Annotated in this window: 13 protein-coding genes and 1 other annotated feature; of the genes, 1 reads left to right on the forward strand and 12 read right to left on the reverse strand. The window is 53.6% G+C overall.

Annotation, left to right across the window (positions count from 1 at the left end; translation table 11 throughout):
* Positions 1–194 precede the first annotated feature (194 nt).
* The 7 genes from KXG62_RS12040 to KXG62_RS12070 all read right to left on the reverse strand — a co-directional run bounded on the left by KXG62_RS12040 (position 195) and on the right by KXG62_RS12070 (position 8361).
* Positions 195–1100, reverse strand: a complete 906-nt coding sequence (locus tag KXG62_RS12040; protein ID WP_218092221.1) for an NAD(P)/FAD-dependent oxidoreductase — start codon at positions 1098–1100, stop codon at positions 195–197.
* A gap of 373 nt (positions 1101–1473) precedes the next feature.
* A complete protein-coding gene (gene cyoD, locus KXG62_RS12045; protein WP_218092222.1) occupies positions 1474–1806 on the reverse strand; it encodes a cytochrome o ubiquinol oxidase subunit IV in 333 nt (110 codons plus the stop codon).
* A gap of 1 nt (position 1807) precedes the next feature.
* On the reverse strand, positions 1808–2431 hold the full coding sequence (gene cyoC, locus KXG62_RS12050; protein WP_218092223.1) for a cytochrome o ubiquinol oxidase subunit III: 624 nt from the start codon (positions 2429–2431) through the stop codon (positions 1808–1810).
* A complete protein-coding gene (locus KXG62_RS12055; RefSeq protein ID WP_218092224.1) occupies positions 2431–4401 on the reverse strand; it encodes a cbb3-type cytochrome c oxidase subunit I in 1971 nt (656 codons plus the stop codon). Before KXG62_RS12055 ends, cyoC begins: the two co-directional genes overlap by 1 nt.
* Before the next feature lie 23 nt (positions 4402–4424).
* Positions 4425–5390 (reverse strand): ubiquinol oxidase subunit II, encoded by a 966-nt coding sequence (gene cyoA / locus KXG62_RS12060; protein ID WP_218092225.1) that lies wholly within the window; start codon positions 5388–5390, stop codon positions 4425–4427.
* 329 nt (positions 5391–5719) lie between these two features.
* Positions 5720–5983, reverse strand: a complete 264-nt coding sequence (locus tag KXG62_RS12065; RefSeq protein WP_218092226.1) for a hypothetical protein — start codon at positions 5981–5983, stop codon at positions 5720–5722.
* Positions 5984–6147: 164 nt separating this feature from the next.
* Positions 6148–8361: a heavy metal translocating P-type ATPase gene (locus tag KXG62_RS12070; protein ID WP_218092227.1), complete on the reverse strand. Its 2214-nt coding sequence runs from the start codon at positions 8359–8361 to the stop codon at positions 6148–6150.
* A 527-nt stretch (positions 8362–8888) separates the two neighbouring features.
* Here KXG62_RS12070 and KXG62_RS12075 point away from each other — a divergent pair.
* A complete protein-coding gene (locus KXG62_RS12075; protein ID WP_343223471.1) occupies positions 8889–9083 on the forward strand; it encodes a GNAT family N-acetyltransferase in 195 nt (64 codons plus the stop codon).
* Positions 9084–9182: 99 nt separating this feature from the next.
* On the opposite strand, the gene KXG62_RS12080 is transcribed toward KXG62_RS12075, so the two are convergent.
* The 5 genes from KXG62_RS12080 to KXG62_RS12100 form a co-directional block, all read right to left on the reverse strand.
* On the reverse strand, positions 9183–10058 hold the full coding sequence (locus KXG62_RS12080; RefSeq protein WP_218092228.1) for a GNAT family N-acetyltransferase: 876 nt from the start codon (positions 10056–10058) through the stop codon (positions 9183–9185).
* A gap of 37 nt (positions 10059–10095) precedes the next feature.
* Positions 10096–11277, reverse strand: coding sequence for an aminotransferase class I/II-fold pyridoxal phosphate-dependent enzyme (locus KXG62_RS12085; RefSeq protein WP_218092229.1), 1182 nt, complete (start codon positions 11275–11277; stop codon positions 10096–10098).
* 41 nt (positions 11278–11318) lie between these two features.
* Positions 11319–11558, reverse strand: a binding site (T-box leader).
* A 117-nt stretch (positions 11559–11675) separates the two neighbouring features.
* Complete coding sequence (locus tag KXG62_RS12090) at positions 11676–12656, reverse strand: GNAT family N-acetyltransferase (RefSeq protein ID WP_218092230.1); 981 nt, start codon at positions 12654–12656, stop codon at positions 11676–11678.
* A gap of 17 nt (positions 12657–12673) precedes the next feature.
* Positions 12674–13066, reverse strand: coding sequence for a hypothetical protein (locus KXG62_RS12095; RefSeq protein WP_218092231.1), 393 nt, complete (start codon positions 13064–13066; stop codon positions 12674–12676).
* A 109-nt stretch (positions 13067–13175) separates the two neighbouring features.
* A complete protein-coding gene (locus KXG62_RS12100; protein ID WP_218092232.1) occupies positions 13176–15623 on the reverse strand; it encodes an extracellular solute-binding protein in 2448 nt (815 codons plus the stop codon).
* Positions 15624–15673: the final 50 nt, after the last annotated feature.

Here is a 15673-nt window from a genome sequence, read left to right on the forward strand (position 1 = left end):
TTTGTCGATACGCTTTTACGCACAGATTTCGCCATACGCAAGTATCCTAGCTACGCGGGGGCTTGGCCCCTCCCGCGACCGGACCTTCACCGGCTAGAAGATGCGTGCTTTCTGGGCACGCGACACAGAAAAAAAGGAAAAGCCCGTTTCCGAGCTTTTCCTCATCTCCTGCGGCAGCCGAGAGCTTCCCTGCTTCAGGATTCAAAATCTTCTTCCGTCAAATCGAGATTGACGCTCATGGCCGACCGGCTGCCGTCCGCCGCGGCGTAAATCAGCTGCGAGGGCGAGAAATACGAAGCGTCACCGGCGGCGTATACGCCGGGAACCGAGGTTCTGCCCAGTGCATCCGTCCTGACCCCTCCAAGCTCCGTCCGTTCGCAGCCCAGCTGCTCCGCAAACGGCGTGCTCTGCACAAAGCGCGGCGTCACAAAGCCGCCCGTTCTCGGCAGCTCGGTACCGTCCGCGAAACGAACCCGTTCAAGCTGCCCGTGACTGCCGATAAAAGCGGTGACCGGCTGTTCCTTCACCGCAACGCCTTTGGCTTGAAGCTTTCCGGTTTGCTCCTCTGACAAAGACGCCAGCCCATTCGTGCAAACGATGAGATCCTTGCTCCAATTCAGCAGCAGCTTCGCCACATGATAAACGGACGGATGCTCAGACACAAGAACCAGCGGGCGATCTCTCAGCTCCCATCCGTCGCAATACGGGCAGTTGAACAAGCTTTTCCCGTATAGCGGGTATAAACCGGCGATTTCGGGAAATATTTCCTTCACTCCGGTAGCCAGAATCAGCTTGCGCGCCTGGGTGCGGCGGCCGGACGAATCCAGCAGCGCGAATCCGCTGCCGATCTTGCCGACCGAGACAATCTCGGCCCGCAAATGATCGACGGACGGGTAGCGGAGCACCTCTTCATAAGCAACGCGGCGGAACTCAGCCGGCGTGACGCCGTCTCTTGTAATAAAGCCGTGCGACGCATGCGTAACGGCATTCCGGGGCCGGTCGTTGTCGATCAAAGCAACATTTCGCCTGGCCCTGCCCAGCACAAGGGCGGCATTGAGCCCTGCGGGTCCGCCGCCGATAATAGCGCAATCGTATATCATGCTTATGACCCCCTCTATCCTTATATATGAATGTGCGATGCGAACCGCAACGCGAACTCCTCGCGGCCCCGCCCGAGCGAAGCCGACTCGACGACTACGTCTGCTGCGGAACGATGACCGGCATCGCCGGAGAAGCGTCGTGAAAGCATAAGCAGCGAAATGCGGAGCATGCTCGATCGCTTCGGAAACATTGCGGGCCGCATTTAATTAAAGACTTAATATATCTATAATATCTTTATTATGCCGAAAGTGTCAAGCCGCTGTCCTATGATAATGAAGAATGTTATTACAGGCCTATCCGCCCGCAACGCAAAAAAAGACTCTCGCCCTCCTAACGGAAAGCAAGAGTCTTGCTGCGTGCAATGATTCTAAATTAATGCGCCACTGCGTTGTACGTCATAATCCAGATCGATCCGGCTACGATCGTCAGCAGTATAATGAGACCGAGGATCAGCGCCATCATGTTCCACTTGGCGTCCTTGCCTTCCTTCAAGTGCATGAAGAAGACGAGCTGCACGGCAAATTGTAAAATCGCCATTGCCAGAATAAGCACCAGCGTTGCCGTCTTGCTCATCAGCCCGTTTAGTACGACGACGAGCGGGATGATCGTAAGCACGATCGACAGGATGAAACCGATCACGTAAGATTTCAGGGAGCCGTGCCCCCCTTGATGGTCATGCGACGCGGCATGCGCGTTATGTTCCATCTTACATCACCCCCATCAAATAAACGACCGTGAAGACAAAGATCCATACGACGTCGAGGAAGTGCCAGTACAAGCTGATGACTTCCACTTTCCGTTTCGTCACGGCGGTGATGCCTCTTTTGCGAAGCTGAAGCATCAGGCCGATCATCCAAATCAAGCCGAGCGATACGTGCAGCCCGTGCGTCCCGACCAGCGCGTAGAACGACGACAGGAATGCGCTCGTGCTGATCGTCGCGCCTTCGTGCAGCACCATCGTGACGAACTCCGTCACTTCCAGCGCGATAAAGGAAGCGCCGAGCAGCGCCGTGACGGCGAGCCAGCCGATTAAGCCCTTCGTGTTGCCGCGGTGCATCGCGAGCACCGCCAATCCGCTCGTGAAGCTGCTTGTGAGCAGGATGAACGTCTCTGCGATGATGCCCGGCATTTTGAACAATTCATGCGGAGTCGGTCCGCCGTTCGTATTGCCGTGAAGCACGATATACGTAGCGAACAGCGTACCGAACAAGATGCAGTCCGTGATCAGAAACAGCCAGAAGCCGAACGTTTTGATCGATTCGTGATCATGATGATCATGGTGGTCATGCTCATGTTCATGACCGGAATGTGCCGCTGCGGTATGCGCCATTAGACGTTCACCCCTCTCAGCTTGGATTCGGTCCGTTTGACTTCATCGACCGGAATATAATAATCGGTATCGTAAGTGAACGAGCGCGCCAGCATGCAGATCCCAACCCCTGCGAGCGCCGGAATCGCCATCCACATCCAGCCCCAGACGAAGCCGAAGCCGACGAAAAACCACAGCATCGATTTGATGAACGGAATCGCGGAATTTTTCGGCATATGAATCGGCTCCAACGGCTGCGGAGCAGGCTTGACTCCTTTGGCCAGCTTCTCTTTCGTCTCCCACCAGTCGTCGGTTGCTTCGACCTGCGGAAGCACGGCGAAGTTATACAGCGGCGCCGGAGACGGAATCGACCATTCGAGCGTGCGTCCGCCCCAGGCATCGCCGGTCGTATCGCGCTCATGATGCTTGATGCTGTAGGCGATCTGCCATACTTGGAAGATGAACGCGATCCCCATCAGGAAGCCGCCGATCGTCGAGATCAGGTTGAGCGGTCCCCAGCCCATGTCGAAATCGTAGGTGTACATCCGGCGAGTCATCCCCATCAGACCAAGGAAGTACTGCGGCATAAAGCAGACGTAGAACCCGATATTCCAGAACCAGAACGCCCATTTGCCCAAATGCTCATTCAGCTTGAAGCCGAACATTTTCGGCCACCAGTAGTACAGTCCGGCAAAGTATCCGAACACGACGCCTCCGATCAGCACCTGATGAAAGTGCGCGATCAGGAAGTAGCTGTTATGGAACTGGAAGTCCGCCGGCGCCACGGACAGCAGCACCCCGGTCATCCCGCCCACGACGAAGCACGGAATGAAGGCGATCGTCCACATCATCGGCGTCGAGAAGGTAATTCGCCCTCGGAACATCGTAAACAGCCAGTTGAACACTTTGACCCCGGTCGGTATCGCGATGGCCATCGTCGTTATGGCGAAGAAGGCGTTCACGTCCGCTCCGGAACCCATCGTGAAGAAGTGGTGAGCCCAGGTGAAGAACGACAGCACGCTAATGATCAGCATCGCGAACACCATGGAATTGTAGCCGAACAATTTCTTTTTGGAGAACGTAGCGACAACTTCCGAGAAAATCCCGAACGCCGGCAGTACGACAATATATACTTCGGGATGTCCCCACATCCAGATCAGGTTGATGTACATCATCGGGTTGCCCCCGCCGTCGAGCGTAAAGAAATGCGCCCCGAAGAAGCGGTCAAGGAACAGCAGCGCCAGCGTCACCGTCAAGATCGGGAACGCGAAGATAATGATAATGCAGCTGGAAAATACGGACCAGGTGAACATCGGCATCTTCATCAGCTTCATGCCTGGCGCGCGCATTTTCAGAATCGTCACGATAAAGTTAATGCCTGTCGCCAAGCTCCCGATCCCGGAGATTTGAATGCCCCAGATGTAGAAGTTTTGCCCGACGCCCGGACTGTATTCCAATCCCGACAGCGGCGGATAGGCGAGCCAGCCCGCATCCGGCGAACCGCCGATAATGAACGATACGTTGAACAACATCGCGCCCCAGAAAAACATCCAGAAGCTGAGCGAGTTCAGGAACGGATACGCTACGTCGCGCGCGCCGATTTGCAGCGGCACGACGATATTGAACAGACCGAACATGAGCGGCATCGCCATGAACAAAATCATGATGACGCCATGCGTCGTGAAAATCTGGTTGTAGTGCTCGGCGTGCAAAAATTCGGTATTCGGCAGCGCCAGCTGCAGCCGCATGAGCAGCGCGTCGACGCCGCCGCGGAACAGCATCAGGATGGAACAAATGATATACATGATGCCGATCTTCTTATGATCCACGCTCGTGAGCCATTCGCGCCACAGCCATCCCCACTTTCGAAAGTAGGTAAGCACGAACACGATCGCTACCATCGCGATGGCAATGCTGACCTGCGCACCGAGAATCATCGGGTCGCCGGTCACGAAAAACTCAGAAGCGAACTTCTTTATTGTATCCAGCATAAGCGGACTTCCTTTCCGTAAGTTTAATGGCCGGCATGCTCATGACCCGCCGCCTGCTGAGGTTTGGTCTGCGGAGGCTGTACAGCCTTGGGCTCCGCGGCGCCTTGCGGCGCTCCGTGAGAGCCGTGGCCTTGCCCGTTTACCGCATATTTGAACGCAACTTTGTGGAACAAGCCTTCCTCGAACGAGGAGAAGGACATTTTATCCGACTTGCCCGGCTTCGCCAGCTCGTTGTAATTTTCCATCGTCAAGGACGAAGGCGATTTTTTCACTTCCTGCACCCATGCATCGAATTCCTGCCGGGACGTCGCCTTCACATCAAATCGCATATTGGCAAAATGCTCGCCGCTGAAATTCGCCCCCGAGCCGTAATAAACGCCGGGGTGATCGGCTTGCAGGAACAACGTCATGACCATGCCGGACATCGTATACATTTGTCCGCCTAGCTGCGGAATCCAGAACGAGTTCATCGGCGCATCCGCCGTCAGCTCGAACTTGATCGGCACCCCTTCCGGGATTTGCAAATAATTGACGGTGGCAATGCCTTGCTCCGGATACGTGAACAGCCATTTCCAGTCCAGGGACGTCGCTTGAATCGTCACCGGCTTTTGCGCCGATTCGATCGGTTTGGACGGCTCCAGCGCATACGTATAACGGACGGTTACAACGCCCAGTATAATAATGACAATAATCGGAATGCTCCACCATACGGTCTCCATCGCCGTGCTGTGCGCCCAGTTCGGCTGGTACGCCGCTTTGTTGCCCGGCTTGTCGCGGTAGCGCCACACGATGTAGAAAGTCAGGATCAGGACCGGAACGAGAATAATGCCGCATAGGACGGTCGAGATCAGCATCAAATCTTTTTGGCCGGAGCCGATCGGCCCTTTCGGGTCAAGAACAATGATCTGTTCACAACCCGCCAGCAGGAATAACATAAACATCATAAGCAGCGGAACTGCGATCCGAAATACGTTCTTCGGTTTTTGCATGGCGATCCTCCCCAAATTGTACGACGGCAGACGCAATCGTCCGCCTCGACTCTGCAAGCTCAAGTTGTTGACTAATCCTAACATAGCAGATTTGCTCGCAGGTTTCGCCGGTGTTAACAAATACGTCAAACGATCGCCTTTTCTTTGCAATATTTTCGACACGAGTTAGACGCAATTAGCCCCCAAACAGGCAAAACCCCTTGTCAGCCTAAGCCAACAAGGGGCAACCGAACCGTTGCTTCATACTAAAAGTTGCCGAGTTCCCGGACAATCCTATCGACCGAAGGAGAAAACGGGGGCCAAACGAACCGGGCGTCCGCCGGCCTGCGTTACTTCTCCTGGGATTCCGAACGCGAGTGAACGAGATGAATCGCGGTGCGGATGACGTACACATGAACGCTTCCGACCATAAAGCCGATGCCTACCATCAGTGAAGCATTGCGATCGCTAAAATGGTTCATATTAAAAAGACTGAGCAGCAAGCCGATGCCGAGGAAAATCCACGCGGCCGCCGTCATGATCGCAATCAGCCGATTGACGTCCTGTTTCGTATGCGTCATGCTGCCGTTCTCAGTTACCGTTTTGGTTGTCATGATAACATCACTCCAGACTCGAATGAAAATGCTTTCCTTATCAAGAGTATACCACAAACTTACGAATTTTGTTCAAAAATCATTCACATTTTCTACAAAAAAATTACACAATTGCGAAAAGGGGCTTCTCCCCGTATGTTATGGCCGAAGTAAAGCCAAATGACTTACGCCCGCCGCAGCCTCAAGGCGTTAAGGATGACGGTAACGGAGCTGAACGCCATCGCCGTACACGCCATCCAAGGCTCCAGCCGCCCCATAACGGCGAACGGAATGGCGATCGCGTTGTACAGCAGCGATAGGGCCAAATTTTGCCGGATGTTGTTCATCGTCAGCCGGCTGATCCGCATCGCCTGCGCGATCCCGAGCAGATCGTTTTTCAACAAATACAAGTCGGCCGACGCTTTCGTCAAATCGGTTCCCGATCCCATCGCCACGCCGATATGGGCGGCGGCCATGGCGGGCGCGTCGTTCATCCCGTCCCCCGCCATCACCACGATTTTCCCTTTCTCCTGCAGCCTTTTCACGAGCTGAAGCTTATCCTCCGGCAGCATCTCCGCGTACACTTCCTGAATCCCGGCCTGACCGGCGACGGCCCGCGCCGTTTCCTTGCGGTCGCCGGTAACCATCATAACCCGCAGCCCCAGCTTGCGCAGCAGCTTGACGGCCGCCCTTGACGTCGGCTTCAGCGGATCGGCAAGCAGCATCGCGCCCGCCCATTTCCCGTTGACGGCGACGCATAAGACGGATCGTTCCGGGCCAAGCATCGATGGCGATCCTTCCGGTACGCTGACATGAAGTCCCTGTTCCCCAAACCATTTGATCGAACCGACCATCACCTGCTTGCCGTCCACCACCGCCCGGACACCGCTGCCGGGAACCGCTTGGAACGCGGTGCATTCCGGTACGTCCAAGCCTCTGCGCCGCGCCTCCGCAGCGACGGCAGTGCCGTACGGATGCTCGGAAAATTGCTCGGCGGCGGCGGCGATTTGCAGCAGCGCACGCTCCGAACCGTCTGCCGGATGAATAGCCGCGATGACCGGCCGGCCTTCCGTCAACGTGCCGGTCTTGTCGATCAACAGCGTATCCGCGCGATTCAGCTGCTCCAGATGAACGCCGTTCTTGAACAATACACCGGACAGGGCGGCCCTTCCCGTTCCGACCCAGACGGAGATCGGCGTTGCGAGTCCAAGCGCGCACGGGCAGGCGATGACGAGCACGGCAATCGCCGTCACGAGCGCTTCGCCGAGCGCGCCCGGCTTCAGCGCATAATAGCTGAGCAGAAAGGCAGCGGCGGCGATGACGACAACGACGGGGACGAATATGCCGGACAGCCGATCGGCCAGCCGCTGGATCGGCGGCTTCGTCTCCTGCGCCTCTTCAAGCAGCCGCAGCATGCCTGCGATCGTCGTCCCGCTTCCCGTCCGCGTCGCTTGGACGCTCAGCACGCCGTCCGTGTTCACGGTTCCGCTGACGACCGGATCGCCGCTGCTTTTGCTTACCGGCAAGCTCTCGCCGGTCACGGCCGACTCGTCGACAGCCGCCTGCCCTTCGGTCACGACGCCGTCCACCGGAATAACCTCGCCGGGCCGAATGCGCAGTACATCGCCGGGCGAGACGCGCTCGATCGGCACCTCGATTTCCTCCGCGCCCTGCACGAGCCGCGCCGTCTTGACCTGGAGCCGCTCCAGCTGCCGCAGGCTGCTGTCGGTATGCTTCCTCGCGCTCGCTTCGAGCCACTTGCCGAACAGGACGATCGTAATGATCATCGCACTGCTGTCGAAGTACAGCGGGATGCCATGATGCACCGATTCGATCTTGCTCGGATGAAAGATCAAGTAGTGGCTGTACAAATATGCCGCTGTCGTTCCCATGACGACTAGCACGTCCATGTTCGCGGTTCCGCTTCGCAGCGCCTGCACCGCGCGGTAATAGAACGGGAGCCCGATCACAAACTGCACCGGCGTCGCCAGCGCGAGCTGAAACCAGGGATTGACCAGCAGCTCGGGAACCCAGATGAACGATGTCACCGCATGATGACCGGCCATCGCCCACAAGAACGGCAGCGTCAGCAGCGCCGACCACAGCAGTCTCACCTTCAGCGCCCCAGCTTCCTGCGCTCTGGCATCTTCCCGTGATGCCGCACGCATCTCTTTCTTGAGCACGCCGTAGCCAAGCCCGCGAATTTTATCTTCGATTTGCGCGGGTTCGACCTTGCTCCCGTCATACACGATTCGGGCGCGGTGCAGCGCCAGGTTGACGCCGACCTCCTCCACGCCGTCCATCCGCCCGACCACTTTCTCGATGCGGGCAGAGCACGCTGCGCACGTCATCCCGGTAATATCGAGTATTAGCGGATCGATCTCCATTCTCATCGCCATGCTATCGCACCTCATTCCGCTTCAGCGTTCCGTGACGCCTGTCCTTTATCTCAATATATATGGGGACAGTCGTTGTTTCATGAACAGGTGCCCCGAACATACGCGTTAAAAGCGCAGCTGACATCAATCGGGTTTCAGGAAAGCTTTTCGAGTGCAGACAGAGCCATCGCCCAGGGGACTTCAATTAGAATTAATAATTGATAACGATGTACGAAAGCTGTATTGGCTGAAAGGAGCGATGATCCGTGTCAATTAAGGTGACAACGCTCTCCACAAGCCAGAATGAACAGCGATTTCCGATACATGGAGGGAACCATGAACTATTCCATTGACATTTCGTTTGAACAGAACGAAGGTTTTACAGCTTTCTTGAAACAAAGGATTCGAGATTACAATAATAGCCACTCATCTTATCATAGGAAGATCAGAAAAGAAGGAGCGGTTCGGCCGATAAATATTATGGTATATGGCGAGGATAAACAATGGGTCGGCGGAATTGCCGTAGAAGTGTATTGGGATTGGGTGGTATGGGATTGGGACGGAGCTTGCTTCAAAAAGTAGAAACAATCGCAAAAGAGGAAGGTGCGAGCAAGGCGCTGCTGACTACCTTTGACTTTCAAGCTCTTACATTTTATGAAATGCAACAGTATGAGGTCGTAGGTGAAATCAAGGATTATCCTCCTGGCAGCAGTTACTACACGATGGTTAAATTGTTAAAATGAACCCATCCGTATCCAATGAACGGACACAGAAGCAAAACAGCGGCAATCACGAACTTTATTATCGCGTCCTCGCTTGCCGCCGTTTCATTGCCTGACCCGTTATTGTATCGCTCTGGTCATCATCACCTGCTCCGACGTCTGCTCGAAGCCTGCGCCAAGCAGCAGGCGAACCGCGTCATGGCCGCGCAGCATATTGAACGCCCTTCGCGTCAGCTCACGGGGCGACCCCAAAGCGTGAGCGAGCGCGCAGCGCAGCAGCGTCTCGCGGTCCGGACGGTCCGGCTTTACCTCGCACTGGAATAAGGTCGTTGACACATGCGCGCCCGAGGCGTCGAAGCCGCGACGGTATAGGCAATAGGCGACCTCCTGTCCGCTGCTGTCGGCCAAGATCAGCGACTCGCCGTCGCGAACGCTCGGCCACTGCGTTTGCCAGGCGGTCATCGGTTCGTAAAACGGGACGCGCACCAGCTCCTGCGGCTTTGCTTTGACTACGGTGTAAGGGGCTAGCTCTTCCGCCGGCAGTTCACACATTCCTTTATGCTGAAGGATCGCCAAGCGGTCGACGATGCAGTAGCCCATCCGTTGGTACAGCTCGATCGCCGGCACATTCGCCTGAATCGCTTCCAGCGTCGCCGTGTTCACCTGTTCCTCCCGGTATATATCGAGCGACGCTTGGATCAGCTTCTTGCCGAGCCCTTGCCCGCGGAAAGCTGGCGCGACCCCGGTTCCGCCATTCCAGGAGACCCGCTTGCCGCGAATCGTACGGATGCCGTTCAATACGATGCCCGAAGGTTTGCCGTCGATAAACGCGATAACCGAGAGCGCGGGGGATAGTCCTTCACTGGCCATCCGTGCAAGGAACGCATCCAGCGTCATCGTCGCGTCGATGAAGTACCCCTCGAAGCCTTTGTTCCACGCCTCCAGCGCTTCTTCCAGCGTACATTGGGACAATCTTCTGATAACCGGTTCCCTCATCCGTTAGGCCTCCTTCCTTTACTTTTCGCTTCTTCCTCTATGCATATTGCTTCATGAACGTATCCATTCGTTCCAGCGCGCGATCGAGCTGCTCCTGTGACGTAGCGTACGAACAGCGGATATGGCCTTCGCCGCCCGGGCCGAAAGCATGACCCGGAACGGTCACGACGCCGGCTTCCTGCAGCAATCGCTGGGCGAATTGTTCCGAGCTCAGCCCGGTCCGAGCAATGGAAGGGAATGCGTAGAACGAGCCTAACGGTTCATGACAAGTCAATCCGATCTCGCAGAGGCCGCGGACGAATGCTTGACGGCGGCGGTTGTACACCTCCATCATCCGATCCTTCTCCTCCATCCCGTGACGCAGCGATTCGAGCGCGGCCACTTGCCCCAGTACCGGCGCGCACATGACGGTGTACTGATGAATTTTCAGCATGGCCGAGATGAGCTCTTGATGGCCGCATACGTATCCGATCCTCCAGCCGGTCATCGCGAACGCTTTGGAAAATCCGCTGACCAGCAGCGTCCGTTCCTTCATGCCAGGAAGGGAAGCGATGCTAACATGCTTCTCGCCATACGTCAGCTCGGCATAAATCTCGTCCGAGATTACGATCAGATTATGTTTCTCCGCGATTCGTGCGATAGGGAGCCAGTCCTCATAGGTCATGGTCGCCCCGGTCGGATTGTTCGGATAACAAAGCACCAGCACTTTGGAGCGCGGCGTCACTTTTGCTTCCAGCGCTTCAGCCGTCAGTTTGAACCGGTCCTTCGCGTAGGTCTCCACATGGACCGGCTTACCCCCTTCCAGCGAGGCGATCGGCGAGTACGGCACATAGCATGGCGTCGGAATCAATATTTCATCGCCTTCCGTGATCAAGGCGCGCAAGGCAAGATCGATCGATTCGCTGCTGCCGACCGTTACCAGCACCTCACGGGCCGGATCGTACTTCACTTGAAAGCCGGTGTGCAAATATTCGGCGATCGCCTCCCGCAGCTCGGGAAGACCGGCATTCGTCGTGTATGATGTCATTCCTTTCTCAAGCGCCTGTACGCAGGCATCCCGAATTCGCTTCGGCGTCACGAAATCCGGCTCGCCGATGCCGAGCGATATGACGTCCTTCCGATCGACTGCGAAGTCAAAAAACTTGCGAATGCCGGAAGGCGGCATGTCGCGCACGGCCGGGGACAACAGGTCCGATATGGATAATTGCGTTTGCGTCATCTTGAATTCCTCCTTTTATAAAAAACAAAAAAACCCGCCCCAAAAGGGACGAGTTTATATACCCGTGTTACCACCCTAGTTCCGCTTCATCACAAAGCGACACTCCACTCACGTATCCATCAATACGCGTTCCCGTTAACGCTGGACCTGCGGCAGCACCTACTTGATTCAGCCTGCTTCTCGGAGATGGCTTTCCGTTATCGCTTGAACGTTGGCTTTCACCTGACCCAACTCTCTGTGGAACAATCGGATAACGTACTCTTTCTCTTCATCGAATTTCGTTCATTTATTAAGAATGAAGTCATTATATCCAAACGCCACTTGGAAAGCAATAGCCAAATCATCCGTAAATTTCGCCATCGCGGTCCGTTTGAGCGGATATTTCCGCTCTACTTCGTTTAAACGAAGCTTTTCTCTATCACGTAGTGGCCGGGAATCCGCCTGTACCCGAGTTTCTCGTTTAACGCGATCATGGGTGCATTGCCGATATCGTTGGACGTGATCAGCCTCTCTGCGCCAAGCTCGATTGCCTTTTTTATGGACCACAGCTTCAAGACGTGCGCAAGTTGAATACCTCGGAAGTTTCGTTCCACCCCTGTATATTCATGCCATACAAAATTGCCTTTCGGTTTAAATTCGAGATGAGAGATGCCTACGTATTCATTGCGATACGAAACGGTCAGGACAAGTTCAGGGTCGGTTTGACTCAACGCTTCGGCCCATTGAGCCAATGTATATTCCGGGACTGTTTTCCCGGGGATATCGATGTACGTGTTCTCGTATAGGTTGTACAAACGTTCCAGATTCGTTCCGGCTTTCGCCAGTTCCTCTTTCCAGGTGCACAATTGAAAGCCTCGCCGCTGAAGCAGAGGAATGATGTCACTGTACGGTTCCATCCGAAAGCTTGCCGTAGACAAGGAGCTGTATCTGTTGTGCGATCGCACGTTAAATCCAAGTCTCTCGGCGAAAGGAAGCGCATAGGGGAGATGGTCCTTCAGTTCGGTCTGTATGCTTGAGGCTCTCATCGAGCGAGCCCAGCCTTCCAGATGCAAATACAATGCTTTTCCAATCCCGTTACTGTAATACCGGCTGTCCACAATAACATGACTCGACAGTCTTCCGGGTGTAGACCAGGGAGCAAGCCACGCTTGAGCGAAGCCCAGCACATAACCGCTATCATCGACAGCAACCGCACGTTCACGGCAAAAACCGGTGATGAAGCCGTTCTCGTTTGTTTTCAAATTGGCGCTCGTTGGAATGCGACGATCTTCCCGCTCCAAATCGTCAGCCGTTTTCACTTCAAAATACACGGAGTTGAACAACCGAGCGATTCGATCGTAGTCACCCGGCACTTGAATCGGTCGTATCGTAAAGTTCATTCCATCTTCCTTCCCATCTACTTAATATTCCTCCTGAAATTCCTAATTCTTTTTGCAACTCTGGCTTGCGCCTCTATTTTCAATACGGCGAGCAGGATTAGAAGAATAAATGGCACTACAAACACGAACCAGACGTAGAGGGGTGTGTCGTAATCTTCAAATATGTTCATCGATGTTAAAATAATCGAAAACAAGCTGACGCTTGCAAATAAACTTAAGAAACTTAGGGTTGTACCCGGCCCTGATTTCTTCATATAGGAGTTATCGAATATCATATTTGCACTGAAAGCTATCAATGCAATGGATAGAGCGGGCAGCAGCAGAAAGGCCGGAGGATAAGCCTGCCCCAATAACAGGGGAACGATACAAATAATCCAGCATATGGCTAGTCGCTTCATGGGATTCTTCATTTTTTAACCCCCAAGTAATCGAATAATTTACATATCCCTATACTTCGCCGGTCGCGGCTGCGGGATTTTTTTCACTAGGCAATTCCCCTATAAAGAAAAGTCCTCCACTTCATTGGTACCAATTCGTCTCATCAAACCATTTATCAATCAAGGAAGCTGATCGCGACAATTCCCTTTGCACTTCCGCTTCCGAGCTGGGAGAAGCAAGACGATACAACCTATCTTCCGTATCGATCATTTTGATTTTTGGGTTGCGGTAAATGACCGGCTTGACGGCATGATTCAATTCGTCAATGAATACTTTCCATACCGGCTCGTCGTTTAGCTTAAGCTTGTGAATGGAAGACCGGGAGGTAAGCGTTTCCTGTTTCGACCAATCATATTGGAACTCGCTTTCCGGGTTAAGGACAATATCCTTGATGAATTTCCAGGCTAGTTGTTGCTGCTTAGAAGCGGCCACGATGGACAGAACAGCCGGGATCCATACCGCGTTCGCCCGAACCCCGTTGTCCAGGCGGGGTAGCGGAGCGACTCCGATCCTTTCTTTCAACTCTGGGTTACGAGAAAGAAAAGGATAGTTCCCGATTCTCCCGACGCACATTCCCACATTGCCGGAGGAAATTTCTCTAAGGACTGTACTTGTCGCACTGGGCACCTTTTTTACGACATCTTGACTGTTCTGCAGCAACAAGGTCAACGCTTCGATGACAAGCCGGCTATCCAAATAACCGGTTAAATAGCTATTGTCAGGTGACAGCATGCTGCCACCGTTACTTTGTGCAAGTGATTCAAATACATCCAGGATGATCGGAACTGCGCTGCCGTAAATTTTTTTTCCCCGGGCGGTGTTGGCCGCTTTCAAATGAACCGACATGGCAAAAAATTGTTCCCATGTCCAATCCTCCGTCGGCTCGGGCAGATTTGCCCTGTTGAACCAATCTCTGTTGAAAAATACGGCCAGCGGTTGAGGAGACATCGGGATCCCTGTTAATTTTCCGTCCTCTGTCATCATATCGGTTAGCGGTTTGTATAAGTCGTCGTGAGTTATTCCATCTTCCTTATAAAGGTGAAGCAGATCGACAAACAGTCCCTGTCTGCTGAACAAGGTATCATAAGGCCAAAAGACAAGGTCTACAGCATGGGATCCGCTTATTCGTTCCAAAAATTCGGCTCCATAGAAATCGGGTATAGGCATTGTGGAAATTGTAACCTTTGTCCCGTGATTGGCTGATTCGAAAGCTTGTGCATATTTGATAAACGTGGATATCCGTGTTTTTTGGACGCCCTCATAAGCGGGTATAAGGATCGTCAAAGTTCCTTCATTCGGAATTCGCTGTTCCGGGACTATTACAGCTCCTGAAGAGTAACAATCATTATCCATATACTGTTCCATCAAGAACTGCTTCCATTCTGCCTCAAACTGGCTCGGTGTCCGCTCAAAGATGGCTTCGAGGTTGCCCAAGTCTCGAAGCAGGCGGTGGAGGGCGTCCCAGCTATACCTGGTTACGATAAAATCAATCAGGGTGTAACTTAATTCACGGCCTCTAATCCCTAAAAACTTAAGCGAGTCTACTGCCCGCAAGTATTTAATCGAAGGGAGTTGACGTTGTAGGTAAATGGAAGTTACCCGACTTCGTACTTGCTCGCGGGACCATACTTGCCCGAGATACTCTCCTACCCCGTGCAGAAGAAACGACGGTATTTGCGGATTCAATTGCCTGGTTAATACTCTACTATACAGAGCCAAAGAGTGCCGGACGATGTCGTGATAATCAAAGTGCGGTCCCGGATTCAAAGGTGAAATGATTTTCACAATGTTCTGACCGAAGGTACCGGAGATGGTTTTTTTAGAGGGATGCGCTTCCGGGAGCATTGACTCTTGATCGGGATAAATCTCATACGCTATTTTTGTGTGCGGGGTGAAATTTAAAGATGATGTAATGCGCCGGAAGTTTTTGCGTAAAATGGCCGTGAAATCGTCGGTCACCTTCTGGAATTCCGGACCGCTTTGCCCCGATTCCAGCATATTGACCATGTTGATATACTGCTTTGGGTTGAAAGGCGCTGATATGTGCCAGTCTTCCAAGTCGTTTTTCATTTTTCCCAGGCAGCGGTACATTCTGTTTTTAATCGTGACTTCATTCATTTTCAGCAGCTTGGCGATGTCGCGGAATGAGTAGTCAGCAATATAACGCAATGTGAGAATTTCTTGGTCGATCTGATCCAGTTTATTGAGGGAAGTACCGAGATCAATTTTGAAATCCACCTCCTTCGTGAAGTCGGTGGTTATAAACCGCGAAAAGTTTGTCTCCTGACCTGACGGCAACTCTTTGGCGTGATACGCCTTCCTTGCTTCGTTCATAATGGTGTTGGAGGCAATGGAATACAGCCAAGTGTACACACTCGACTTGTTCTGAAACGAGTTCAGCGACTGATTTGCCTTGAGAAACACCTGTTGCGTCAAATCCTCCGCTTGATCAATTCCAGCTCTGTAGGCGATATACCGCTTGATGCGAACGTAATGCTCCATTAACAGATCATTTTCATGCCAATTCATCGATCGATGCACCTCCCAGTTATGTTAGACACTTCAGGATGGGAAAAAGA

Origin of the sequence: Paenibacillus solanacearum (assembly GCF_910593845.1) — a bacterium.
GTDB classification, from domain to species: Bacteria; Bacillota; Bacilli; order Paenibacillales; family NBRC-103111; genus Paenibacillus_G; species Paenibacillus_G solanacearum.